The following is a 25,374-nucleotide window of genomic DNA, read 5'->3' on the forward strand; positions in this document are numbered from 1 at the left end:
ATATGATATACGAATTGCTCCATGACTATCGTCATTCTCGCAATTCTACAAATATTCGGAAACCGCTAATTTACTGCGTAAATTGCTAATTCCTCATATTTGTTTGGGCCATAAAGTCAAAATGCTTAACATGCCAGCATGTACGCATTTATGACTTTTGGCACCTATATCATTATAATGTTTCTGCAGTTTCTATGAGGATAAAAAAGCGTCAGGACTTAAGTTTTTCGCTTGGTCCCGGCGCTTTTTTGATGCCTATTTAGATTGCATTCTTAGTCTGGCTGATCATTTCATAAGAGATAAAGCCTTGAGGAAGAACTTTACAATCCGTTTGTCTCTTCCTGAGAGGCGGTGGTAGTAGTAGATAAGCTCTCTGTCTTCGATGGTGACCCACTTGGCCAGTCTGTCCTTGGACATGTCGGCACACTCCGACAAAAAGCTATTGTAAATAGCATCGGAGTCCTGCTGGATATCCTCGTCCTTTTCCACGACTTCCGCTGAGTTGAACTTCACGGAGTCTTCGCCGTCTTTTTCCATAGACAGCCTTATGAGCCGCTCCAGAGATACGTGGAAGATGGAGGACATCTTGTAGAGTGCATCCGCCGGCGGTGTCAGTCTTCCGTTCTCATAATGTGAATAGGTGCCTCTTGTGATTCCAAGCTGCCTTGCAACTTCGTCCTGCTTGAGGCCCTGATTGTCTCTGAGCATTCTTAAATATTTTGCTAATGGGGTGTCTTTCATCATTTCTCCTCCTAGATACGTTAGATATCATTTCGAACCGAGATGTATAAATAATATCGCAAACGAAGCGAAAAATATCGAAATGATATAATAAATAGCGCAAACACTAAATAAGATATCATAAGCAAACCTAGGTTTAACTTTTTTCTAAAACAATTCACAGAATATTCAGAATATATACACAATTACTCGACAATAAACTGAAAATTATCTCGCTGAAAAATGTGCGTCATATATGTTTCTTTTTACTGCGATTGATAGTATAATGCTTGTGCTTATCAATACTTTGTAATGAAAGGTAAATGAAAAAAGTAAAGGGAAAAGGTATGAAAAAAAGGATTTTAGCTATTCTTGCGGCAATCACCATTGCCGGAAGCAGCATTGGTGTTGGGGGCACAGGATATGCTGCTGAGTCAGACTACTTCGAGGGGCCCCAGGATGTGATACTTAACTCTGAGACTTGCGAGATCGAGGTCACTATCGAAGATTCAGAAGAAGGCAGCAGTGCTGAAGGGGACAGTGAGGGAGAGGCTGCATCAGATCCGAATCAGGATATTATCACAGAAGAAATTGAAGACAATGAAGATAATGCCGATGCCGACAGCAGTGAAGATGCCGGTGACAGCAGTGAGGCTGCAGGCACAGAAGATGACCCGGTGGTTTCTGAGGGAAGCTCTGCAGATGAAGGAAGTTCTGTAGATGAAGGCATCTTTGCAGTTGAGGGCAGCTCCGCAGATGAAACAGAAGATGAAGCTGCAGAGGATGTAATATTAGAGGAAACAGATGAAGCTTCTTTTGGAGAATCTGTAGAAGCTACTGATGTATCCGAGAATAGTACGGATGCATTCGTTAAGGTAACTGCCGGACAAAAGGGAAAGTGGATCAATATAAAAGGAAAATGGACCTACGAAAACGCTGACGGCCGTCCCGCAGATGATGATGGAAAAGCACTTGATAACAATGTGGCTCATATCGGTGATGAGTACTATTATTTCAAGGGCCGCTACATGGCTACTGGCTTCGTGTATTTTGACCATTATGGAAGAGCTGTATCCAAAAGCAAGGCAAACTATGCAGTGTACTGCGACAAGACCACCGGCGCTATACAGAAGGGCTTTTTCATAGTAGGAGATAATAGCTATCTTGCACTCTTAAATGAGAAGGGCTACGGAATCATAAGGTTTGACAGGATCGTATACGGCGAAGAGAGTAATTACTATTACTATTATCTTGATAAGGATGGAGCGATTGTTAAAGATAAGTTCTTTTCCTATGAAGGCAGTAAATACCGCGCAGGAGCAGATGGTAAGCTCCTTACAGACGGTACCTATCTTATAGATGGCAAATTCTACAACTTTGACAGCGAGGGAAGACTTGTAACCACCGGCATGAGATCGGGATACTACTACATAAATGCTGATAACGTAAGAGCTCAGGCATATATAAGGGCCAGGGGACCCAGGAATCCTGCAGCGGGATATAGCTACTATACGGATTCTGAATGTAAGAAAGTACTTACTAACACCTGGTTGTACAGCGCCGGAGGAAGCAAAGTTTATTACCTTGATAGGTTTGGTAATGCGGCGACCGGAATTGTAAAAGCCGGCGAAGAAACGATTCTTTTTGATAAGAATACAGCAAGAATCAACGCAGTTACCGGCGTATACAAGGAAGGAAGCAAGTACTACTACGTAATTAAAGGTATTGTGGTTACAACTCCCGGTTTCTACAAAATCGATTCATTTGTATATTATTATGTGACCGGAACCTCAGGTGAGCTGGCAACAGGTTTTAAAACCATTAAGACAGAGAAATATCCTGCCGGAAAGAAATACCATTTTCAAGAAGCGGGTAGTTACCGTGTGGCGCAGCTGGATTACTATCGTGCTGAAGTAAATGGTAAGTTATATCACATCAATCAGAAAAATTATAACGAAAAGTATCCTTTGGGACCTGAAGACTATTTTGTATGTAGCTACAAGGAATGCAAGGAGCAGCAAAAAGCTGATATTGGTTTTATTGGAGCGGACATTGAGTTTAATTCCGACGGCTCATATTTTACCGGTTGGAAGACTATTAAGCGCCAAAAATATTACTACTATCAGGGACATAAAGCAGAGGCCGGATCGATATACAGAACCACAAAAGGCAAGCCTTATGTAATGGATATAGATGGTAAATTGTATCTGATGGCACCTGAGGGGTATCAGATGTCCGGCTGGCACAGGATTAAAAAATCCGAGAAGATACCTGTATATCCTTTTGACAGAACATCGCCCTGGCAGATGTCTGAAGATTTTTATATGTACTTCTCTGAAACTGACGGAAAGGCTGCAGTAGGCTTTAAGGCCGTTCCGGCGCCTACTCTTGATGAGAGCGGAAATATCGCCCTTGATAAAGACGGAAATGTGATTGTTTCAGGTGAAAAGAAGAGACTTCTTTTTGCAACTAAGGCTGATGATAACTATATGAAGGGCGCTCTTGTCAGAAATGCAAGCTATGTGCTTAGCGGGAGAAAATATTTGCTTGATGGTGCAGGCTGTGCCTATAAGCTGCCTGAAGGTCCTGCTAAGAAGGACGGGGGCACCGTATACCAGAAGGCTGACGGTAGCTATAAAACCGGTGCAATTGATGGCTGCTATTATGATCCTGCCACAGGCTACATGCTGACAAATGTCTTTAGAAAGACCGGGAAAAAATGGTACTACTACGGCGCTGATGGCAAGCAGAGCAGTGGCTCTTTGCAGGTGACACTGGGCAGTGGAAGAAAAGCTTTTGCCGTATTTAATAAAGATGGCAGTATCAAGAACTTCGTTGACAAAGATGGAGCCAAGATCAAAGACGTATACTTTATATTTAATTCTTCTGCTTACTTCATTGGTTCCAAGGGTACTCTTTTAACAGGTCGTATTGAGCTTGCTTATTTCAAAAACGGAGATTCCACAATTGTCTATGTGGAGAATGACGGCAAGACTGACTTCCAGGTTCCGAGCATCGGAAGTGATGCTGCAATGATCAAGGATGGGAAAAAGATCTATGTCATCAGTGAGGGTCAGATTGTAACAGATGATTCCAAAGAATACAGAGTTGTTGATTATTCAAGACTTCCGGAGGCTGACAGATATGCAATGGACAGATACCGTGAGGAGTTTATGAACAACTCTTATAAGTATATTCCTGTTCATGTAGGTGCGGACGGCTCTGTATCAGCGAAGACAACCAACTATTATGGCAGAACTCTTCATCTTAATAGCTATGGCATTCCTCTGGAGTATATGTGCGCCTTCAGAAAATCGGGCAAGAACTGGTATGTTAATGATGTAGACTGCGCCGGAACGGCAAGTCTTGACCTGGTTATATCCAATCCGAATACATTAGAGATCTCGTACTGCACCGCCAAAGTTTCCTGGGATCATAACGGCAAAATGAGCGAGATCGTTGATACAAGTACCGGCAAGGCAATAAGCGGTTATGTAACTATTCAGGAAATTAATATCGGAAAAGATACAAGAAGCGTTAATTACAATATGAAGCTTAAAAAAGGATATCCTTACACCGGTTCCGTATCAGTATCTACAAAGGCACTGGCTACGCGATATGGGGTAAAGAATTTCAAGATCAAATATACTTTTGATCCCGACACCGGACTTCTGGATGCTGCAGCAGCAAACAGGGAGATGGAAAGATTGGGAATTGATCTGTAATAACAGAAGGCGTCAGACTTATGGTCCGGCGCTTTCTTTTTTGGCCTAAGGAGAGTTATTATCTCGTCGTTAGTCCTCTGAAATGCTATAATTAACGGGAGACTAAGAAAGCGGGGAAAGGTATGAAATTACTACATTTGGGGGATCTTCATCTGGGAAGATCACTGGGGGAATTTGATCTGATCCGGGATCAGGAATATATACTGGATCAGGTGCTGGATATTATTAGAAGCAGGGAGATTGACGCTGTGCTCATCGCGGGGGATGTCTATGACAAGGCAATTCCTTCGGAGGGAGCTGTCAATCTGCTTGATGAATTTATTAAAAAGCTCTCGGACGCTAAGGTACAGACCTACATCATCAGCGGCAATCACGACTCTGATGACAGGCTTAATTTCGGTAGCAGTCTGTTCGAAGATAAGGGCATTTATATCTCATCCCGTTTTGACGGGAAGATGCGTAAATATGTGACATCAGATGAAATGGGAGAGGTGAATATTTACCTCCTTCCTTTCGTTAAGGCGTCGCAGGTTAAGCATTTTTACCCTGATGAGAAGATCGAGACCTATGAGGATGCTGTCAGGGTTATCATAGATAATTCGGGGGTGGACTATTCTTCCAGAAATGTGCTGGTGGCCCATCAGTTTGTGGCAGGTAACGAGGATCCACAGGTTGCGGGCTCTGAAGCTGTGGGCGTTCAGAACGTGGGTCTTGTGGAGAAAATCGGCTACAGTGTTATGGAGCAGTTTGACTACGCAGCTCTTGGCCATATTCATTCTCCCCAGAGGATCGGCGCTGACCACATCAGGTACAGCGGATCCCCTCTTAAATATTCCCTTTCGGAAGTTAATAATGACAAGTCGGTTCCTGTTATCACTTTGGGCAAAAAAGGCAGTATTGATATCGAACTGGTGCCTCTTAAGCCTATGCGCGATCTGCGTCATATAAGAGGAACGAGAAAGCAGCTCCTTGACAGGGCAAATGTGACGGATACTGAGGACTTCATCTATGTCACTCTTACTGAGGAGGACATTGTGAATGATGCCATCGGCATTTTCCGTGCGACTTATCCAAATACCATCAAGCTGGACTACGACAACAGCCGCACCAGGGAAATGGAGCAGGTGGACCTTGGGACTGCCGCTCCCGACAGGAAGTTCTCGGAGCTTATCTCGGATTTCTACAGTCAGGTCTTTGGCTGCGATATAACGGACAGCGAGAGGCAGGTAATGATGGAGGTTGCTCTGGAAGCGGGAGCCATTGAGGAGTCTGAGTATCTGCAGTACGAGGAGGAGTTCGGACAGGGAAAGGAGATGGACGAAGATGAAACCAATTAAGCTTGTTATCAGTGCCTTCGGTCCCTATCCGGGCAAGATTAAGGACATTGAGTTTGGACAGTTTGAGGAAAAAGGGCTTTTTCTGATATCGGGAGATACAGGTGCGGGAAAGACCACTCTTTTTGATGCAATCTGCTTTGCACTCTACGGGGATACCAGCGGTCATTACAGGGGAACGGGGAACCTAAGGAGTGAGTATGCGGCGCCGGAGACGGAGAGCTATGTGGACTTTTACTTTACTCATCAGGGGCATAATGTTCACGTTCTTAGAAAGCCTGAGTATGAGAGACCCAAGCTTCGCGGCAGCGGAACTATGACGGTGAAGGAGACGGCTGTTCTGTATATCGACGACAAGGCGCCGATTGAGGGAATCACGCCGGTTAACAATGCGGTTAAGGAGCTCCTTAGGATAGACAAGGATCAGTTCAAGCAGATCGCTATGATCGCCCAGGGTGAGTTCTGGGAGCTATTAAATGCCAAGACGGATAAGAGGACGGAGATACTTAGGACGATATTTAATACCGATGGGTATAAGAATATTGAGTTCAGGCTCAGAGAGCGGATGAACGACGGGTATAAAAAGAAGGAGAATCTGGAGCGCAGTGTCTTGCAGTACTTTGCGGAGGTGGAGGCGCCGATGGAGTGCGAGGATGAGCTTGGCGAGGTCGGTGCTGTGCTTGGTGAAGGAGATGCTACCGAAGGAGATGATGAGATACTAGGGAGTGAGAAGGCAGCAGCTGAAGATAGTGTGAGTGCGCTGACTGAGGAGCTCTATGAATTAAAGAGGAAGGCTGCTGACAGTAAGAGCGCCTGGAATATAGATGAACTAATTGGAATAATTGAGCGAATCGTGGCTGTGGACAAGAAGACCTATGACAGGATGGCAGCGGAGCTTAAGAAGGCGGAGAAGGAGCTGGATGCAAGGAAGGCTGAGCTGGCTAAGGCTGAGCTTAATAATAATGCGCTGAAGACGCTGGATAAGCTGGAAGCAGAGAAGCAGCAGCTTGAGGAACTGGGACCTGAGATGGAGGAACTGAAAGGCCTTATCCTGCAGCAGAAGAATGCCAGCTACAAGGTAATGCCTGTCCTTGAGAATCTGGAGAAGGCTGTTAAGAGCCATGAGGAGCTGGAGAGAGCCATTGAGAAGAACAAGGAGGCTCTTGCACAGGCAAATAAGAAAGTGGAGACTACAGCGGATAAGCTTGCCAAGGCCAAGGAGCGTAAGTCACTTGGGCAGAAGGCCAAGACCGAGGCTGACAAGATAAGCGGTGAAGAGGAGAGCTACGTTAAGAGGGATGAAACTGGGAAGAGCCTTGAACTTCTTAAGGAGGAAGAGGCTGAGCTTGGAAAAATGCTTGAGGATATAGCAAAGCAAGAGGAAGAGAATAAGAAGCGCATAGCTTCCTGTAATGAGACTGCAAAAGAACTGAAGGACAGCCCTGAGAAGCTGCTTAAGGCCAGGGTTTTTGGAGATAAGCTTAAGGAATTTAAGGAAGAGACTGCAGATATACTGGAGGTCTGTGCACCAAAGTTTAAAGCCCTGGAAAAAAATCTGTCGGATAAACAGAAGGCCTTTGTAGAGGCGAGACAAGAGCATGAGAGCGCAGCAGCCACCAGATATTCCCTTGAGAAGATCCTGGAAAACTGCCGCGCCGGGCTTTTGGCAAAGGATCTTAAGGAGGGCGAAAAGTGCCCTGTCTGCGGTTCCACCGTGCACCCTGAGCCGGCTGTTTTACCCAGTGAATCCGTCAGCGAGGAGGAGTTTGAAAAGGCCAAGGCGGCTGAGGAGAAGCTCCTTCAGAAACGAACCGGTGCCATGACTCTTGCTGAAAGTGCAAAGGGAAGCCTTAACACCTACCAAGAACAGCTACGGATCAGCATCCTTGATCTTATTGAAAAAGTGGGGGCTGACCCCAATCTGGGTGAAAGCCTTGCAGTTACTGGGCTTGCAGAAAATAGCATGGATGAGCTGCTGGAAAAAGTGAGGGAGGCAGCTAAGGCTATCGGAGATGCAATCCTTCAGAATAATAAGAAGGAAGCGGAGCTTTCAAGGGATGCCGAGGCTCTTAAGGAAGCACTTGATAAACTGGACAGGCTCCAGGGAAGTGATGCCCAGGCTCTTTCTAAGAAAAAGGAAGAGGCTCAGATTCTTTTGCAGAAAAAGACTGCGGACCTTGCGGCAGCCAGGGCAACCCTGGAGGGCTTTAAGAAGCTGAGCTTTGAAACCTGGAAGGAAGCAAAGAAGGAGAGGGATAAGAAGCTCTCTGAATACGAGGATATTATGTCAGCCATCGACAAGGCTCTTAAGGAAAAGAGTGAGGCGGACAAGACAGCTGCGGAAATCGCAGCGGAGATAAGGACCAGAGAAGGGGCCTATGATAAGGAAGAAAAGCTCATAGGCAAGCTTCAAAAGGAGCTGGAGGAGCTGCTTAATAAATATGGCTTTGCAGACACTGAGGAACTGCAGGAATATGCGGTATCAGACAGGACCATAAAGAGTGAGGAAAAGAAGCTTACGGACTACGAGAAGTCTTTTTCCACCAACGAGACGAGACTTGCCCAGGCCAGAAAGGATGCGGCAAACCTGGAGTATGTGGATATCACCGAGGAGTCCGCAAGAGTACGTGCCAGGGAGAAGGAGGTCAAGGCCTTCAGAGACAGAAGGAGCAAACTCTCCTTTAGCATTGATAGTAACCTTGTCAGACAAAAGAATATTGAAGCCGGCAGGCAGGATCTTCTGGAGGCCACGGAGAAGTACAACACCTCAAGAAGGCTCTACGACCTGGTAAGAGGAAACACCGGCAACGGCAAGATCACGCTGGAGCAGTATATTCAGGCAGCAGGCTTTGATCGTATCATTCACGCCGCCAACAGAAGGCTCCTTCCTATGAGCGAGGATCAGTACCTGCTGTACCGCCGAGAGGACAGTCTTGGGAAAAAGAGTAATACCTTCCTCGACCTTGAGGTTCTGGATAACTACACAGGACGCAGAAGACCTGTCGGAAACCTGTCCGGCGGCGAGAGCTTCAAGGCATCACTAAGTCTTGCGCTTGGCCTTTCCGATACAGTGTCCTCAAGTATGGGCGGCGTTCAGATGGATGCACTGTTTATCGATGAGGGCTTCGGAACGCTGGATAAAAAATCTATCGACAGTGCCATGGAGATACTGCTTGGGCTATCCAACAGTCATAAGCTTGTGGGAATCATAAGTCACCGCGAGGAGCTTATGGAGAATATTCCGCAGCAGATCAAGGTTAGCAAGTCGCGCACCGGAAGTACTATCGATATCGAAACCGGAGTGTGAGATAGGACGGAGAAATTGTGCTAAGCGTAGTGAAATGAGTTGCGTAAAAGATGTATTGTCAGAAAGCTTGAACTTTTTACGAACTTTAGCGGAATTGATTAAATTTCGCTTTAATACTTTGCGGCGATAAAGTATAATGGTGGCTATGTGAGGAAAGCTTGCAAGAGTATGGAAGCTTTCTTTTTTGATAAATCGATATGAAGTTGAAAGGAAAGAGCTATATGAGTGATAAGGAAGTAAGAATTCAGGACGACCTCTACATGGCCGTGAACGGAGAATGGCTTGAGACTGCGGTTATTCCTGAGGACAAGCCCACTGCGGGAAGTTTTGCTGATCTGGAAGTGGGAGTTGAGAAGGTTATGATGGAGGATTTTGCAGCCTTCGCAGAGGGGAAGAAGACAAGTGATATCCCCGAGATGAAGTATGCAATCTCTCTTTATAAAAAGATATTGGACACAGACAGGAGAACAAAGGAAGGAATAGCACCTGTTCTTCCTACTCTTGAGAAGATCAAGTCTCTTAAGAATGTGGAAGACCTCAATAATATCGCTGCGGAGTTTGTGATGGAGGAGCTTCCGCTTCCTGTTGAGATCGCAGTTACAACAGATCTTGAGGATGCTACTAAGAATCAGCTTATCGTGGTTGGCCCTTCCATCATCCTTCCTGACACAGAGTACTACAAGGAGGGCAATGAGTCCGCTAAGGAGCTTCTTTCCGTGTATGTCGATATGGCAGCGAAGCTCCTTGAGTACACACCTTTAACAAAAGAGGAGCAGAAGGCCTATATTGATGACACACTTTTTTACGATGCTCTTATTGCAAAAAAGGTTAAGAGTGCCCTTGAGTGGTCAGATATAGCAGGCTACAACAACCCCATGGACATTGAGGAAGTTGCAGGATGCGTTGCTCCCTATGATATCAAGAAAGTTGTTGCAGACATATTCGGCGACAAAGCGCCTAAGATCATCAACGCTTATGATCCCAAGGCTGTAAAGGAAATGAACGGCTACTTTAATGAGGAGAATTTTGAGCGTTACGTTCACTGGGCTTATGTTCAGACACTTGTAAAGGCTACAGCATGTCTGTCTCCCGAACTGAAAGCTCTGGGAAATACCTATAACAGAGCTCTTCAGGGCATCGCCGCAGAACCTGCTCTTGAGAAGGAAGCATACCAGGTAGTTTCTACAATGTACTCAGAGCCTGTGGGCGTATACTACGGCAGAACCTATTTTGGTGAAGAAGCCAAAAAGGACGTGGTCGATATTGTAAAAAGGATCATCGAGACCTACAAAGTCAGAATGAAAGAGAACACCTTCCTTTCACCGGAAACCAAGGAGAAGGCAATCAAGAAACTGTCTGTTATCGAGATAAAGATGGGCTATCCGGATGAGATAAAAGAGATCTGGTCCAAGCTCGTTTTCGATGAGGAAGATTCTTACTTTGAGGCAGTGCGCAAGATAATGGTGGCTAAGGCAAAGGATTCTTTTGAAAAGCTCCATGAGCCTGTGGATCGCACAGAATGGCCAATGCCGGGACATAAGGTAAATGCCTGCTTCAGACCCAGCTGCAACGACATTACCTTCCCGGCAGCAATCCTTCAGAAGCCTTTCTACAGCCTTGATCAGGGAATGAGCGCGAACCTTGGCGGTATCGGCGCAATTATAGCTCATGAGATATCCCATTCCTTCGACACCAACGGATCGCACTTTGATGAGTTCGGTAACCTCAACGACTGGTGGAAGGAAGAGGATTTTGCGGCTTTCAAAGAGCAGGCAAAAGCGATGACAGAGCAGTTTGACGGTATTCCTTTCCACGGCGGCAAGGTAAGCGGTGAACTTACAGTCAGCGAGAATATTGCAGACAACGGCGGCGTAGGTGTAACTCTTGCGATCATGCACACAATCGAAAATGCTGATTTCAGGGAGTATTTCAAAAACTGGGCAAGAGTATGGCGCAGAAAGGCCAGCGAGGAGTACATTAAGCTTCGCCTTGCCAGCGACGTTCACTCACCCGCAGAGCTTCGTGCCAATATGCAGCCAAGGAACTTCCCTGAATGGTATGAGGCCTTTGGAGTAACGGAAAAGGATGAGATGTATATTGCGCCGGAGAAGAGAATCAGCATCTGGTAATTGACTCACAACCGTCCCCTTGTCATCAGCAGTTTAGTAAACTATAATAGACAGAGCATTGCGCTAAAGTGGTAAATCAAAAAGTTTTATTTACATAGGAGGAAATCAGATGAGTACAAGAATCGGAATACTTGGTTACGGTAACCTTGGCAAAGGCGTTGAGCTTGCAGTCAAGGAAGCTCCCGACATGGAACTGGCAGCAGTTTTCACTAGAAGGGATCCCTCATCACTTAAGATACAGACAGCAGGAGTTCCCGTTGTTTCAGTTAACGACGTTGCAGATTGGAAGGACAAGATCGACGTTATGATCCTGTGCGGCGGAAGTGCCACAGATCTTCCGGTTCAGACCCCGGAGTATGCTAAGCTCTTCAACGTAGTAGACAGCTTTGATACCCACGCAAGAATCCCTGAGCATTTTGCAAATGTTGATGCAGCAGCAAAAGAGGCCGGCAAGATCGCAGTTATCTCCTGCGGTTGGGATCCGGGAATGTTCTCTCTTGCAAGAGTTTACTCAAATGCTATCCTTCCTGACGGAAATGACTACACCTTCTGGGGCAAGGGCGTATCCCAGGGACACTCAGATGCCATCAGAAGAGTTAAGGGTGTCAAGAATGCCAAGCAGTACACTGTTCCCGTAGAGAGCGCTCTTGAGGCAGTAAGAAGCGGCAAGAACCCTGAGCTCACCACAAGAGACAAGCACACAAGAGAGTGCTTCGTAGTCCTTGAAGAGGGCGCAGATGCAGCTGCAGTGGAAAAAGAGATCAAGGAGATGCCCAACTATTTTGCTGATTATGACACAACCGTTCACTTTATCAGCGAAGAGGAACTTCTTACAAATCACAGCGGAATGGCTCACGGCGGCTTCGTATTCAGAAGCGGCAAGACCGGCGCTAACAAGGAGCACAATCACATCATCGAGTACAGCCTTAAGCTTGATTCCAACCCTGAGTTCACCACCAGTGTTCTTGTAGCAGTTGCAAGAGCTGCTTTCAGAATGGAAAAAGAGGGCATGACAGGCTGCAAGACTATCCTCGACATCCCTCCGGCATATCTTTCAGACAAGAGCGGTGAGGAACTTAGAGCACACCTTCTCTGATCATATAATACGGCAAAAAGAAAATCTAAAAAGAAAAAGGAAACATAAAATGGAAAACAAGAAGATTGGCACAAAATGCGTGCAGGCCGGCTATCGTCCCGGCAACGGTGAACCAAGACAGGTTCCCATTGTACAGTCTACAACCTTTAAATATGATACCAGCGAGGATATGGGCAAGCTCTTTGATCTGGAGGCTTCAGGCTACTTCTACACAAGACTTCAGAACCCCACCAACGACCATGTAGCTGCCAAGATCGCAGCACTTGAGGGGGGATGCGCAGCAATGCTCACTTCATCAGGACAGGCAGCTAACTTTTTTGCCCTGTTCAATATCTGTGAGTGCGGAAGCCACATCGTAGCTTCTTCCTCAATCTACGGCGGAACCTTCAACCTCATCGCCGTAACCATGGCTAAGATGGGCATCGAGGTAACCTTCGTATCTCCGGATGCCGGCGAAGAGGAGCTGAACGCTGCATTCAAGGACAACACAAGAGCAATGTTCGGTGAGACAATCGCCAACCCTGCCCTTACAGTTCTTGATATCGAGAAGTTCGCCAAGGTAGCACATGCTCATGGCGTTCCTCTTGTAGTAGACAACACCTTCCCCACACCTGTTAACTGCAGACCTATCGAGTGGGGCGCAGATATCGTAACTCATTCAACAACAAAATACATGGACGGCCACGGAGCAGCTGTAGGCGGTGCTATCGTTGATTCCGGTAAATTCGACTGGATGGCACACGCAGACAAGTTCCCCGGACTTACAACTCCCGATGAATCCTATCACGGCATCGTTTATGCTGAGAAGTTCGGAAAAGAAGGCGCTTTCATCACCAAGTGTACCTCACAGCTTATGAGAGACTTTGGCTGTATCCAGTCACCTCAGAACGCATTTATTCTGAACCTTGGTCTTGAGTCCCTCCATGTTCGTATGCCCAAGCACGTTGAGAACGGCCTTGCTGTAGCACAGTTCCTTGAAAAGCAGCCTCAGGTTAAAAAGGTTAACTATCCCGGCCTTGAGTCTGACAAGTATCACGAGCTGGCAAAGAAGTATCTTCCAAACGGCGGCTGTGGAGTTGTATCCTTCGAGCTTGAGGGCGGAAGAGCAGCTGCAGAGAGCTTCATGAAAAAGCTCAAGGTATTTGCCATCGAGACCCATGTTGCAGATGCAAGAAGCTGTTGCCTGAATCCTGCTACTTCTACCCACAGACAGCTCACAGATGAGCAGCTGGAGGCAGCAGGAATCCCGGCAGGACTTGTGAGAATTTCTTGTGGATTGGAAGATAAGGAAGATCTTATTGAAGATATCAAGAATGCACTTAATTAAGATCTCTATGCATTGGCTGTTATAGTTTATCGTCATACGGCCGGCGCAATTTATGGTTTTGCTTGGAGAGCGCATCCCATTCCGCTGTTATAGTTATTACGTATAAGAGATATGATAAGCCTTTTGGTTTGATTTTTTTGATGATAACGATGGTGTGATCATAGGTGACACATTATTTGCAAAAAAATTAATTGCGCCGGCCGCATGATGAAGACTTCGCTGGATATAATCTACATCGAAGCCATAACTTTCATGCAGTCGTGCGCAATTTATTTCATTATTGTTATCATCAAATATTATTCATAATGATATTCCTAAGTTTCCTCGTCAGCGTCCCTGTTCCATAATCAAACATCTGCGTCATCATAATGAATGTCAGGTTATTGCTCGGATCATTCATAAAGTATGCTCCCAGCCAGCCGTCCCAGCCGTATTCACCCTTATTTCCCACAAGCACGGATCTCTCGGGATCCTTCATAACACGCATAAGGTTGCCGTAGGAGAAGCCTTCAAGGCCCTGCCACATATCCATGTCAGCCTGCTGATGGGCTTCCAGCTTGCCGTTTGTAAAATACTGAACCATTCTTGGCTTGAGTATCTCCTGGCCCTTGTAGGTGCCGCCATTAAGGAGCATCTGACCGAACTTGGCGTAGTCGTCAAGGGTTGAGTAGAGGCCTGCGCCGCCGGATTCAAAGGCATTTTCCTTGCCGTCGCTTCTGACACCAAGGCGGTTGCCGTGGAACTCACGGAGCTCTCTGTCAACATTTTTGTAGATCTTGGACATTCGAGGGAGCTTGTCCTCGGGCACCTGGAAAAAGGTATCCTTCATCTCCAGGGGCTTGAAAAGCCTTGCCTGCAGGAATTCTCCAAAGCTCATTCCAGATGCTTTCTCGATAACAGCGCCAAGGACATCAGCGCTGGTTCCATATCTGAAGTGGGTTCCCGGAATAAAGAGAAGCGGAATCTTGCCAAGCTCTGTGGCAAATTCCATGGTGCTCATCATTCCCTTGGAAGGGTCCGGAGTCTTGGACAGTGAGAATCCCAGATTATCTGCATCCAGATAGTCGTTAGCATCCTCTGTGGTATCGCAGTCCTTGAACCTTTTAATCATATCGTGGAAAAGATAACCCGTCTTAACCTCAGTCTGGGAGAGGTTTCCAGGATAGGTAAGGCCCGAGGTCATGTTCAAAAGATCGTGGATCCTCATGGCATTCTCAGCGGGAACAGGCTTAACTACGCCGTTCTCCACATAGAGCTGATTCCTGAAGCTGTCTATAAAATCACCAACGGGCTGTCCCATGTCGATAATTCCGTCCTGAACCAGCATCATAGCAGCTGCAGCGGTAATGGGCTTGGTCTGGGAATAGAGATGGCAGATGGTACTGCGCTCCATTGCCTTACCTGCCGCAATATCACAGTGGCCGCTCTTGGCAAAAACAAGTTCCTTGCCGTCCTTGATGGCAAGAGCAGAAACACCGGCTACTTCCTTATTCTCAACAGCCTTGTCCATGGCTTCCTGTATTAGTGTCAGCATGGTTTTCATGTAAAATCCTCCTTACTGTCTTGCGTATGTAGGGATGACCTTAAGCTTGTGCAGATTGATGTCGTGTAAATGGTCAATACGTTTCTTTAATTCTTCGTCTTCACAGACGCCGGTCTTGATGTACTTATCAAGGGCGTCATAGGTAAATCCAAGCTTGTCCTCATCAGACATTCCCGACAGTCCGTCGGAGGGAGTCTTGTGGATAAGCTCTGTAGGGAGATCCAGGGCATCGCCGATGGCTCTCATCTCGGTTACGCAGTAATTAGCACAGGGGCTGAAGTCCCCGGCTGCATCGCCGTACTTGGTTGAATAGCCCACATAATCCTCGGAGGCGTTGCAGGTATTGGCAACACGGCCTCCCATGGGAAGAGACTGGGCAATTGCGTACAGTGTAGTCATACGGATACGGGGCGGAGTGTTGATGACAGCGTCCTTACCAAGCTCCACGCCTGCATCTCCAAGGCATTTCTTCATCCCTTCGGTAGCTGCGGAAATATTTACCACATAGCTCTTGATGCCGAGAATCTCAGCAACTTTTTTGGAATCAGCGATGTCCTTCTGCTCGCCGTCGGGCATGAGAACGCCCACAACTCTGTCTTTGCCAAGGGCCTTAACAAGGAGAGCACCAACTATGGTTGAGTCCTTGCCTCCCGACAGGCCAATAACGGCGCTGGCCTTTGGACCGTTGTTTTCAAACCAGTCCCTGATCCAGGCTACGATATTTTCTATTTCTTTTTCTGCATTAAAATCTTTAAGAATATCACTCATTTTCTCACCTCACAATCAGGCTTCGTGCTCCATACGCCAGTCGATACATCTCTGAAGATACTCTACATATGCGGGGTTCTTGCACATTCCCTTGCCGGCAACATCTGAGATCTTGGCAACATCCTGTCCGTTGCAGGCTGTGGTCTTCATAACGATGTTGAGGGCAGGAACCTTGGTGTCGTTGGCAATGTAGGTTCCGATTCCGAAGGCAACTCTTGCCTTGCCGCTAAAGTGAGCAAAGATCTTGCTGGCTCTCTCGAAATCAAGGCTGTCACTAAAGAGCAGTGTCTTGGTCTTAGGATCAATGCCAAGGCTCTCGTAGTGCCCTATCATCTTCTCGCCCCATTCGATCGGGTCTCCTGAGTCATGTCTTACACCTGAGAAAAGAGTTGAGTAGGTCAGCTGGAAGTCTCTAAGGAAGCAGTCTGTTGTGATGGCATCCGTAAGAGCGGTTCCGTTCAGGACTCCGTACTCTTTTACCCATGCATCAAGAGCGTACCAGTTGGAGTAGGCGGGATTGTGCTTGTGGTTACCCTGACCTACGCACATGATCCACTCGTGGGCCATGGTTCCTACGGGAGTTACGCCGCATTTTTTGGCAAGATATACGTTGGAGGTTCCAACGAACTTGGAGCTGCCAAGGTCGGAGTCGCGAAGTCTCATAACCGCCAGCTCCTGAGCCTGAGCGGAGAGTCTTCTGCGAAGGCCGAACTCACTGAAGGCTCCGATGTTGTAGGTTCCTTCGGTAAGGAGCTTAATCTTCTCATCCAGCTTCTCCTCGAAGGAAGCATACAGCTCCTTGTAATCATAATTCATTCTGAAGTAAACTTCGTTTACAATTGCCAGTGTGGGAATCTCGTACATTGAGGTGTTGAGCCAGGTTCCGTTGGTCTCGATGGAAAGGCCGCACTCAGCGTCGGTGCTGATGGTGAAGTCCTCGTAGCGAGGGTGCCACAGGCGAAGGAAGTCAACGTAGGATTTCTTGATCCATTTGATATTTGCAAGGTAAGCCAGCTCGTCCTCATTGAAATGAAGGTCGCAGTAAGCGTAGATCTGACGCTTGATCTCATCCACCATCTCGGGAGTGAAGTGCACGTCCTTGTTTCTGCACTTGAAGGACCAGGTTGTGGTGTAGTCAGGGAAGTGGTGATAGATAGCCTGACCCATTGAGAACTTGTACAAATCAGTCTCTAAGAGGCTGGAGATAATGAGGTCCATATTGAATTCTGACTCGGGGATGTCGAGTTTGCCGTTTTTGCGAAGATAGCTCTTGAAAAAGTCGTTGATGTCATCGGAGTGGATGGCGGGACTCTTTCTGATCTCTGTGCCGGAAGCCTTGATGATCTCACGGTCTACCAGGGTAAACTTGTGAGTAGGATAGATAACACTTAATTTGTCGATATAGGACTGCTCGCCGGTGTACCAGGTGTACTCTGCATCGTCGGGCTTTCTTTTGGCCTGGGAAAAGAGCTCGTTACCCCACAGAACCCAGTTGTCATGAGTGAAGGTTCCGTCAAGTCCAAGCTTCTTGTCATCTATCTGAACTACAATGACGTTGTCTTTTTCAGCGAACATCTCCTGTACAAGTCCGTAGCGGGATTCAAAATCCAGGAAATCTCTGCCTCTGTCGGCTCTGTAGCCGCATACGCCTATGATCATTTTGTCGTTCTCATCCAGTGCTCTTTTGATGAGGGATTCGTGTCCCTTATGCATGGGGATGAAACAACCGAAAACAATACCGATTTTTTCCATAATTCGCCTCCTTGAGGTTATAAATTTATCTTCACTATTATATGCTTTTCTAGTAGTATAGACAATTGAAGATAAATGTTTCGGAAGGAAAAAATGTATTTTTATGTCTAAGGCAAGTTCAAGAAGAGATTATATGACCAAAACCCCGGTGCCAAAGCTGATACTGTCCCTGTCGGTGCCGACCATCATCAGTATGATGGTTACGGCTATCTACAACACGGCGGACACATTCTTCGTGGCAAGGGTATCGGACAGATATGAGATAAACACTGCAGCTACGGCGGCGGTGGGACTGGTTTTCACAGTTATGGCGATTATTCAGGCCTTTGGCTTTTTCTTTGGCCACGGCTCAGGTAATTACCTGTCCAGAATGCTGGGCGCCGGCAATCACAAGGAGGCGGACGAGATGGCTTCCACGGGCTTTGCAATGGCTCTTATCGTGGGAGTGTTCTTCGCTAGTGTGGGAAATGTTTTTATCGAACCCATAGTTAATTTCCTGGGGGCAACGCCTACAACAATGCAGTTTACCAAGGACTACATGAGGATCATCCTGATAGGCGCACCCTTTATGATGGCTCAGTTCGTTATAAACAATCAGCTAAGGTTCCAGGGAAGCGCTGTCTATGCCATGATCGGCCTTATGTGCGGCGCGGTGATGAACATGGCGCTGGATCCGCTTCTCATCCTTGTGTTTCATATGGAGGTCAAGGGTGCGGCCATTGCCACGGTTATGGGACAGATCACCAGCTTCATCGTGCTCCTTGTGGGAACCAGCAAGGGCGAGAATATCAAGCTCAGTATCAAAAATGTGCATATCAACGGGCACTATATTGTTGAGATCATCAACGGCGGTGCGCCCTCACTGTTTCGTCAGGGTCTGGCTGCAATATCAACGCTTCTTCTTAACAGGACTGCGGGAGCAATCGGCGCAGATGCTGCGATCGCAGGAATGTCTGTTGCAGGCAGGATCATGATGATGATGGCTTCGGCCCTTATCGGTTTCGGTCAGGGCTATCAGCCGGTTTGCTCCTTTAACTACGGCGCAGGGCTTACAGCAAGGGTAAAAGAGGGCTTTAGCTTCTGCGTTAAGTATTCGACTGTTTTTCTGATAATCATAGGAGCGGTGTGCTTTGGTTTTGCAGGCAATATCATCGCTTTCTTTACCAAGGATCCTGCTGCGGTGGAGGTAGGAACTGCCGCTCTTCGCTTCATGTCGGGGACACTGCCCCTGTCAGGAGCAATTGTTATCAGCAATATGATGCTGCAGTCAATTGGTAAGGGTATCAAGGCATCGATCACTGCGTCGGCAAGAAACGGCTTCTGTTTCATCCCTATGATTCTGATACTGCCGCAGTTATTCGGAATTATGGGCGTTGAGATGGCCCAGGCTACGGCAGATGTGTTGTCACTGTTTATTGCGGTGCCGATGGCATATTCGGAATTAAAGAAGTTCTGACGGTGAAGCTTTTTGATCATAATGAGGATAATCTATGTTTAATGAGAAAACCTGGGATCTGCTTATTAGTTCTTTTCCCAAAATACTGGAATATGGCCTTAAGGTGTCTCTGCCCCTTGCCATGATAGCATTCATACTGTCAACGATCCTGGCGGTGTTTGTGGCCATGGCGCAGTTTGCAAAGGTGCCTGTGGTCAAGGAAATCTGCAGATTCTACATATGGATAATTAGAGGAACGCCGCTGCTGGTTCAGCTGATGGTGGCCTTCTACGGACTGCCGCTTCTGGGGATCCATTCCAATCCCTTCCTGATGGCGGTGATCGTTTTTACAATAAATGAGGGTGCCTACAGCGCTGAGACTATGCGTGCTGCCATGGAGGCGGTGCCCATCGGTCAGCTGGAGGCGGGCTACTGCGTGGGACTTAGCTATATGCAGATCATGTGGCATATCATTCTGCCCCAGGCCTTCAGGACCGCTTTTCCATCGCTCTTTAATGCTCTTATCAGCATGGTGAAGGATACGTCTCTGGCTTCCAGCATCACGGTTGTTGAGATGTTCACCAGGACCAAGCAGATCGCAGGCCAGTCCTACAACTATTTTCCGCTGTACATCGAGGTGGCACTTATCTACCTTATCTTCTGCACGGTTCTCACCTTTATTCAGAAAAAGGGCGAGAAGGTGCTTGGAAGCTACGGCGTCAGAAAGTAAGGAGGTGAGAGCATGGCATTACTTGAAATAACGGATGTTCATAAGACCTTTGGGGACAGACAGGTCCTTAAGGGAGTAAATCTTACGGTAAATAAAGGGGACGTGGTCTCAATCCTCGGGGCTTCCGGTTCGGGAAAGACAACGCTTCTTCGCTGCATAAATTTTCTTGAATATGCTGATATCGGGCATATGGTCTTTGACGGCAAAGACTACGAGCTTGACGATGAGTCCGGCGCTCATATCGCAGCTATCAGGAAAAAGACAGGATTTGTATTCCAGAATTACAACCTTTTTGCCAACAAAAATGTCCTTGAGAACGTGACTCTGGGACTTACCGCAGGAAGAAAGATCCATAGGAAAGAGGCGGAGAAAAAGGCACGGGAGGTGCTCGCCAAGGTTGGAATGAGCGAGTATGAGGAGTATTATCCAAGCCAGCTCTCGGGAGGACAGCAGCAGAGAGTGGCTATTGCAAGGGCGCTGGCCACAGATCCTGAGGTTATCTATTTCGATGAGCCAACTTCGGCGCTGGATCCGCAGCTTACGGGCGAGGTGCTGCAGGTCATGAGGCAGCTGGCAGCAGAGGGCATGACGATGATCGTGGTGACTCATGAGCTGTCTTTTGCCAGAGAGGTTTCGAGCCATGTGGTATTCATGGCTGACGGCGTGGTGGTTGAGGAAGGAAGCCCTTCACAGTTGTTCGAGAATCCAAGAGAAGATAAGACCAAAGAGTTCCTGAAGGTGGTTGGCTGAGGCTTGTTTGGGTTCATATAAGTGCGGCAGCTACAAAAAAATGACAGGTACATAACAAAAATCGAGTTGACACGACCTTAAGTAAGCATATAGAATAAGATTGTGCACAATTTAACCGGCGAAATATTACAGGAGAGAGGGGTAACGATTATGAAAAAGAAAATGTCTTTATTTCTGATTGCGGCACTGGCAGGCACATTACTTGCAGGATGTGGGGACAAGGGGACGACGGATACCACTGTTGTTGAAGGTGATGATACCGCCACAGCTACAGGAGAGGATCACCTGTCCAGGATCAAGGCTGCAGGTAAGATAACAATAGCAACTGAGGGAGTATGGTCTCCCTTTACATATCATGATCCTGACACCGATGAACTGGTGGGCTTTGATGTTGAGGTGGCAGCAGCCATCGCAGAAAAGCTCGGGGTTGAGGCGGACTTCAAGGAGGTTCCCTTCGACGGAGGACTGACAGGCGTATCCACAGGAACCTTCGATATGATGGCCAACGGCGTTGATGTTACAGAGGATAGGAAGGGCACTTATGATTTTACCGATCCTTATGCCTATGATCATGCGGTGGTTATCACACTGGCAACTAGCGAGAAGATCACATCCTTTGAGGATCTTGCAGGTCTTACAACCGCCAACTCCGCAGGTTCAACCTATGAGGCTATGGGCAAGGAGTATGGAGCTACGGTATCCAACGTGGACACCCTGGGCGAGACCATGACACTGGTTCTCAACGGAACCGTGGACGCAACCATCAATGCCAACACTTCAGCTCAGGATTATTTCAAATCCACCGGAACAACCGAGCTTAAGGTTGCAGCCATCGATCCCGAAGTTACCAATTATGCGATTCCGCTTGCCAAGGGCAATGATAATGATACCCTGCGAGAGGCCATCAACAAGGCTATTGCAGAGCTTCGCCAGGAGGGCAAGCTCTCAGAGATTTCTATTAAATACTTTGGAGCTGATATAACTAAAGAATAAGCGAAAAGGGGACAGTACCCACAATTTGTTAATGGGGACTGTCCCCTCTTGGTTCCTGGGACAGATATGTCTCCTGGGAATTCTCAACTGTTTCGCTGGCAGTGGCTGCCGCGTATTCTTCCGTTGGTGCCTGTGAAGTTTCTGTAGCAGCTGCCGGTTGTGTTTCTTCAGCGGCAACAGGGGCAGGTACTTCTGCAACTTGCTGGGGTACGGCCGGTTCAGGTGATGTGGTCTGAACTTCCTCCACTGTAGCTTCTTCAGTAGCGGCAGCAGTAGCGACGATGGCTTCTTCGCTGCTTGCCATATTTGCTGCAATTTCCTCCGATACTGTCTTGAGTCCGTTCTTGAGCTCGGGGTTCTTGCCGCACAGGACTATGATCACGCAGATAAGGACCAACAGTCCGATGATAAAATACATTATCTTTGACAGAGCCTTCATTTCCACCTCTCCTTTCATCCGTGAACGTAAGGGTGACAACTCTACATATTTTTTCAACTATATTTTATCAGTCAATTATAAATCCCTTATTAAGGAAATCTTAGAAATTAACGAAAATAACTTAATAAACCTTTAATTTGTTAACGTAATGACGTTATATTAAAATAGGAACATAAGTGAGGATTTTGCTTATGGTTAAACAGGCAAAGGACAAAGGACCGATAATTGCGTTTGCCACAGGGATAATACTTGTGACAACTGTGATTATTGCGGTCTTTTATTCTTTGTACAACGTTTCCAGACAAAATATGATAAACCTGTGGAACAACAATGCCATTCAGATGTTCCGGGACGTGGAGTTCTATCTTGATACTCCAAGGGATGCGGTTATTTTTGCCTCCGAACAGGTGGAGCATATGATAGATAACAGACAATCCAATGAGGAGATTCAGGCTTTCCTTCAGGAAGAGTCCGAGGTTTTTACCTCTGTTGTGGATAGCAACAACATGGGAGTATACGGCTACATCAGAGGAGAATATCTGGATGGGGCTGACTGGGATCCGCCTGCAGATTTTTCTCCTTCCAAGCGCCCCTGGTATACCGAGGCCAAGGCAGCGGGAGGCGAGATCACTTTTGTTAAGCCCTATCATAATCTACAGCAGAATAACATGGTTCTGTCTGTCAGCAAGCTCCTTGACGACGGACAGAGCGTTATTTCCATGGATATATCCCTGGATGGAATTCAGGAACTTCAGGCATCACAACAGGAGGCCAACAAGGTTGATGCCACTATGATCGTGGATAAGAGCGGCATGATCGTGTCTCATTCAAATGAAACCAAGGTTGGTAAAAATGTTTTTCTGAATGCAGCGGATGAATATGATAAAAGGCTTATTTCCTCAGTTCTCAATCATGAGGAAGAGGTGTTTACCATCAACGGCAGAAACGGAAGAGAGATTGTTTTTTGCCGCCAGCTGAACAAGAGCTGGTATTCTGTGCTGGTTCTCAGTGAAAAAGAGGTGCTTGGAAATATCAAGTATATATTTGTCATATCGGCAGTTGTGCTTGCGCTGCTTCTAATTGTTTTTACCGTTATTATCAGTGTTTATCTCAGAAAACATAGGGAAGCCGGGGAGCTTCACGGCGAGATTGGCGCCATTGCAGATGTATACTCCACGATGGAGATAATGGATCTTAAGAAGGGAAGCGTTAAGTCCATAAGAAATAAGCTCATAAAAGAAGGTGTCTTTGCGGAGGGTAATAACAAAATCGTAGCGACCAAGGAAGAAATAGCAGAGCTTATTGCTGCTGAGGTTTCCAAACCTCTTCTTGAGCAGTTCATGGACCTTGAGACTCTGCCTGAAAGGATCAGAGGCCTGAATAACATATCCCATGAATTCCTGGACCGGGAAGGCAAATGGGGTCGAATGCATTTCATTGTAGTAAGCAGGGATAGTAACGATAACCCGGAAAAGATAATCTGGGCTATTGAGTCAATTGATGAGGACAGAAAGAGACAGGAGATGTTCAAGCGCATGTCCGAGACCGATAAGCTCACGAACATCCTTAACAGAAGCGGCGGAGAGAGCCGTATATATGAGCTCATGCATGATGGTATCTGCGGAATGGTATTTCTGTTTGACGCAGACCATTTTAAATATGTCAACGACACCTATGGTCATGACATGGGCGATAAGGTGATCATAACACTTGCCCATACCCTCAGGGATAACTTCAGGGATTCCGATGTTGTGTTCAGAATGGGCGGCGATGAATTTGTGGCCTATGCAGCCGGTGCTAACAGTAATGATCTGGGAAAAATAGTGATGGACAGACTTTTTGCCAATCTGGACAAGGTGTCCATAGAAGGTATTACTGACTGGAAACTTCAGGTCAGCGCCGGGGCGGCAATTTGCAGCGACCCCGAGCACGAATCTTTTTCCGATATTCTGCAGAGAGCGGATAAAGCTATGTATGAGAGTAAGCAGCATGAAGGAAATTACATTACCTTCGCTGACTCCTCGTCCCTGCGGGCATCCATCTCCGTTGACTCTATCCCCTCCCCCGATAACTAATCCTTATATTTCCCTATAAGTAAAATACTTCTTGACAGAGAGCCTATGCGGACTGTATCATCTACATAATTACTTATAAATCCCATCATATTAGTCGGATTAAAGCGACACAGTGAAAAAGGGATGTGAGAACGGCAGAAAAAGAAAAAAGAAAAGGGTAGGAGAATTGGCATGGCAAGGGAAAATGTGGTAAAACTCCCTGATCCGGAGGAGCAGATCTGGCAGCAGATCAGAGAAAAGGTTGAAGGCATCGAGTATGGAACAGTGACCATCACAGTACATGCGGGGAAGGTCACACAGCTGGAGACCAGCACCAAGCAGAGATTCTAAGGGGCTGCGTGGTATATCGAGGAGAATGGGAGGAGTATTATGGCTAGATCTATCGAGGAACTTGAGAGAAATCACCCCTGCTTTGGGGGGTGCAAATTCAATGCGGGAAGAATTCATCTTCCTGTAAGCCCCGGCTGCAACATCGCCTGCAGATTCTGTGACAGGTCGGTGAACGATGTGGAGCAGCGTCCGGGAGTAACATCCAAGATTATTTCCCCTGAGGAAGCAGGTACATTTATAAACAGAGCGGTGGAGCTGGTTCCCAGCATCAAGGTTGCGGGAATCGCGGGCCCTGGAGATACACTTTTTACGGATTATGCCTTTGAGACCTTCAGAGAGATCGACAAGACACATCCTGAGCTTCTTAAGTGCATGAGCACCAACGGTCTGATGCTCTATGAGAGAGCCGATGAACTGATCGAATCCGGTGTGGATACCCTGACAGTTACCGTCAATGCGGTGGATCCGGAGATTGAGGCTCAGCTCAATGACTACATCATTTATCACGGTGAGAAGATCGAGGGCGTAGAGGGTGCCAGGATCCTTATCGAGAACCAGCTTAAGGGTATTAAGAAGGTAGCGGCAGCAGGCGTTACCCTCAAGATAAATACTGTACTGGTTCCCGGCATCAACGACCATCACATCGAGACGATAGCAAGGACTGTGAAGGAAGCAGGGGCGCTTATCTACAACATCATCCCTCTTATTCCTCAGCACAAGCTCGCTGACGTGCCACGTCCTACCTGCGAGCAGATTGAGGCCGCAAGGGAAGCAGCCGAAAGGCACATCAAGGTCTTCAGGCACTGCGCCCACTGCAGAGCCGACGCAGTTGGAGTGCCGGGCATATCCGAGTACAGCCAGCTGGTATATCAGAACAGACTCAATGTGAAAAATACATTTTCTCACGGCTAAGGAGCGCTT

At 47.1% G+C, this 25,374-nt stretch carries 18 protein-coding genes and 1 pseudogene; 13 read left to right on the top strand and 6 right to left on the bottom strand.

The features are described 5' to 3' along the window. Positions 1–285: 285 nt before the first annotated feature. Entirely contained in the window at positions 286–744 is a 459-nt protein-coding gene (locus G588_RS21785; protein ID WP_081644376.1) for a helix-turn-helix domain-containing protein, read from the bottom strand. 323 nt (positions 745–1,067) lie between these two features. On the opposite strand from G588_RS21785, the gene G588_RS0115185 reads away from it, so the two are divergent. The 6 genes from G588_RS0115185 to G588_RS0115210 all read left to right on the top strand — a co-directional run bounded on the left by G588_RS0115185 (position 1,068) and on the right by G588_RS0115210 (position 13,638). After that, positions 1,068–4,445, top strand: coding sequence for a hypothetical protein (locus tag G588_RS0115185; protein ID WP_155830812.1), 3,378 nt, complete (start codon positions 1,068–1,070; stop codon positions 4,443–4,445). A 122-nt stretch (positions 4,446–4,567) separates the two neighbouring features. Then, positions 4,568–5,782, top strand: coding sequence for an exonuclease SbcCD subunit D (locus G588_RS20560; protein WP_022779567.1), 1,215 nt, complete (start codon positions 4,568–4,570; stop codon positions 5,780–5,782). Further along, positions 5,769–9,086, top strand: coding sequence for an AAA family ATPase (locus tag G588_RS0115195; protein WP_022779568.1), 3,318 nt, complete (start codon positions 5,769–5,771; stop codon positions 9,084–9,086). Before G588_RS20560 ends, G588_RS0115195 begins: the two co-directional genes overlap by 14 nt. A gap of 197 nt (positions 9,087–9,283) precedes the next feature. Beyond that, the gene (locus G588_RS0115200) at positions 9,284–11,215 is read left to right on the top strand and encodes a M13-type metalloendopeptidase (protein ID WP_081644377.1); all 1,932 of its coding nucleotides are present in this window, start codon (positions 9,284–9,286) and stop codon (positions 11,213–11,215) included. Between the two features lie 109 nt (positions 11,216–11,324). After that, positions 11,325–12,311, top strand: a complete 987-nt coding sequence (locus tag G588_RS0115205) for a diaminopimelate dehydrogenase (RefSeq protein ID WP_022779570.1) — start codon at positions 11,325–11,327, stop codon at positions 12,309–12,311. A 49-nt stretch (positions 12,312–12,360) separates the two neighbouring features. Next, on the top strand, positions 12,361–13,638 hold the full coding sequence (locus G588_RS0115210) for an O-acetylhomoserine aminocarboxypropyltransferase/cysteine synthase family protein (protein ID WP_022779571.1): 1,278 nt from the start codon (positions 12,361–12,363) through the stop codon (positions 13,636–13,638). 289 nt (positions 13,639–13,927) lie between these two features. Here the strand turns inward: G588_RS0115210 and G588_RS0115215 are convergent, their stop codons facing one another. The 4 genes and pseudogenes from G588_RS0115215 to G588_RS23460 form a co-directional block, all read right to left on the bottom strand. Beyond that, the gene (locus tag G588_RS0115215) at positions 13,928–15,181 is read right to left on the bottom strand and encodes a serine hydrolase domain-containing protein (protein WP_022779572.1); all 1,254 of its coding nucleotides are present in this window, start codon (positions 15,179–15,181) and stop codon (positions 13,928–13,930) included. A gap of 12 nt (positions 15,182–15,193) precedes the next feature. Continuing rightward, complete coding sequence (gene nadE, locus G588_RS0115220) at positions 15,194–15,949, bottom strand: NAD(+) synthase (RefSeq protein WP_022779573.1); 756 nt, start codon at positions 15,947–15,949, stop codon at positions 15,194–15,196. A gap of 15 nt (positions 15,950–15,964) precedes the next feature. Continuing rightward, entirely contained in the window at positions 15,965–17,167 is a 1,203-nt protein-coding gene (gene pncB, locus G588_RS0115225; RefSeq protein ID WP_051139959.1) for a nicotinate phosphoribosyltransferase, read from the bottom strand. Between the two features lie 105 nt (positions 17,168–17,272). Beyond that, a pseudogene (locus G588_RS23460) lies at positions 17,273–17,701 on the bottom strand (adenylyltransferase/cytidyltransferase family protein); the annotation flags it as partial. 103 nt (positions 17,702–17,804) lie between these two features. Between G588_RS23460 and G588_RS0115230 the strand changes: the two are divergent. The 4 genes from G588_RS0115230 (at position 17,805) to G588_RS0115245 (ending at position 21,609) form a co-directional block, all read left to right on the top strand. Further along, a complete protein-coding gene (locus G588_RS0115230) occupies positions 17,805–19,157 on the top strand; it encodes an MATE family efflux transporter (RefSeq protein ID WP_022779575.1) in 1,353 nt (450 codons plus the stop codon). Between the two features lie 34 nt (positions 19,158–19,191). Continuing rightward, the gene (locus G588_RS0115235; RefSeq protein WP_022779576.1) at positions 19,192–19,866 is read left to right on the top strand and encodes an amino acid ABC transporter permease; all 675 of its coding nucleotides are present in this window, start codon (positions 19,192–19,194) and stop codon (positions 19,864–19,866) included. Positions 19,867–19,878: 12 nt separating this feature from the next. Beyond that, positions 19,879–20,616 (top strand): amino acid ABC transporter ATP-binding protein, encoded by a 738-nt coding sequence (locus G588_RS0115240; RefSeq protein ID WP_022779577.1) that lies wholly within the window; start codon positions 19,879–19,881, stop codon positions 20,614–20,616. 150 nt (positions 20,617–20,766) lie between these two features. Next, positions 20,767–21,609, top strand: a complete 843-nt coding sequence (locus G588_RS0115245; RefSeq protein WP_022779578.1) for a transporter substrate-binding domain-containing protein — start codon at positions 20,767–20,769, stop codon at positions 21,607–21,609. A gap of 28 nt (positions 21,610–21,637) precedes the next feature. Here the strand turns inward: G588_RS0115245 and G588_RS0115250 are convergent, their stop codons facing one another. Then, the gene (locus G588_RS0115250; protein ID WP_022779579.1) at positions 21,638–22,048 is read right to left on the bottom strand and encodes a DUF3784 domain-containing protein; all 411 of its coding nucleotides are present in this window, start codon (positions 22,046–22,048) and stop codon (positions 21,638–21,640) included. Between the two features lie 191 nt (positions 22,049–22,239). On the opposite strand from G588_RS0115250, the gene G588_RS21790 reads away from it, so the two are divergent. The 3 genes from G588_RS21790 (at position 22,240) to G588_RS0115265 (ending at position 25,365) form a co-directional block, all read left to right on the top strand. Further along, entirely contained in the window at positions 22,240–24,123 is a 1,884-nt protein-coding gene (locus G588_RS21790) for a sensor domain-containing diguanylate cyclase (RefSeq protein ID WP_022779580.1), read from the top strand. A 171-nt stretch (positions 24,124–24,294) separates the two neighbouring features. Further along, on the top strand, positions 24,295–24,453 hold the full coding sequence (locus tag G588_RS22180) for a YezD family protein (protein ID WP_081644378.1): 159 nt from the start codon (positions 24,295–24,297) through the stop codon (positions 24,451–24,453). 39 nt (positions 24,454–24,492) lie between these two features. Then, positions 24,493–25,365, top strand: a complete 873-nt coding sequence (locus tag G588_RS0115265) for a radical SAM protein (protein ID WP_026668830.1) — start codon at positions 24,493–24,495, stop codon at positions 25,363–25,365. The last annotated feature ends 9 nt before the right edge of the window (positions 25,366–25,374 follow it).

This window comes from Butyrivibrio sp. AE3009 (assembly GCF_000420845.1).
In the GTDB taxonomy this organism is placed as follows: Bacteria; Bacillota; Clostridia; order Lachnospirales; family Lachnospiraceae; genus Butyrivibrio.

Coding starts and splice junctions, on each gene's coding strand:
- nadE (WP_022779573.1), bottom strand. CDS start 15,949: ATGAGTGATATTCTTAAAGATTTTAATGCAGAAAAAGAAATAGAAAAT.
- G588_RS0115265 (WP_026668830.1), top strand. CDS start 24,493: ATGGCTAGATCTATCGAGGAACTTGAGAGAAATCACCCCTGCTTTGGG.
- G588_RS20560 (WP_022779567.1), top strand. CDS start 4,568: ATGAAATTACTACATTTGGGGGATCTTCATCTGGGAAGATCACTGGGG.
- G588_RS21790 (WP_022779580.1), top strand. CDS start 22,240: ATGGTTAAACAGGCAAAGGACAAAGGACCGATAATTGCGTTTGCCACA.
- G588_RS0115200 (WP_081644377.1), top strand. CDS start 9,284: ATGAAGTTGAAAGGAAAGAGCTATATGAGTGATAAGGAAGTAAGAATT.
- G588_RS0115230 (WP_022779575.1), top strand. CDS start 17,805: ATGTCTAAGGCAAGTTCAAGAAGAGATTATATGACCAAAACCCCGGTG.
- G588_RS0115215 (WP_022779572.1), bottom strand. CDS start 15,181: ATGAAAACCATGCTGACACTAATACAGGAAGCCATGGACAAGGCTGTT.
- G588_RS0115240 (WP_022779577.1), top strand. CDS start 19,879: ATGGCATTACTTGAAATAACGGATGTTCATAAGACCTTTGGGGACAGA.
- G588_RS0115235 (WP_022779576.1), top strand. CDS start 19,192: ATGTTTAATGAGAAAACCTGGGATCTGCTTATTAGTTCTTTTCCCAAA.
- G588_RS0115195 (WP_022779568.1), top strand. CDS start 5,769: ATGAAACCAATTAAGCTTGTTATCAGTGCCTTCGGTCCCTATCCGGGC.
- G588_RS21785 (WP_081644376.1), bottom strand. CDS start 744: ATGATGAAAGACACCCCATTAGCAAAATATTTAAGAATGCTCAGAGAC.
- G588_RS22180 (WP_081644378.1), top strand. CDS start 24,295: ATGGCAAGGGAAAATGTGGTAAAACTCCCTGATCCGGAGGAGCAGATC.
- G588_RS0115250 (WP_022779579.1), bottom strand. CDS start 22,048: ATGAAGGCTCTGTCAAAGATAATGTATTTTATCATCGGACTGTTGGTC.
- G588_RS0115205 (WP_022779570.1), top strand. CDS start 11,325: ATGAGTACAAGAATCGGAATACTTGGTTACGGTAACCTTGGCAAAGGC.
- G588_RS0115245 (WP_022779578.1), top strand. CDS start 20,767: ATGAAAAAGAAAATGTCTTTATTTCTGATTGCGGCACTGGCAGGCACA.
- G588_RS0115185 (WP_155830812.1), top strand. CDS start 1,068: ATGAAAAAAAGGATTTTAGCTATTCTTGCGGCAATCACCATTGCCGGA.
- pncB (WP_051139959.1), bottom strand. CDS start 17,167: ATGGACCTCATTATCTCCAGCCTCTTAGAGACTGATTTGTACAAGTTC.
- G588_RS0115210 (WP_022779571.1), top strand. CDS start 12,361: ATGGAAAACAAGAAGATTGGCACAAAATGCGTGCAGGCCGGCTATCGT.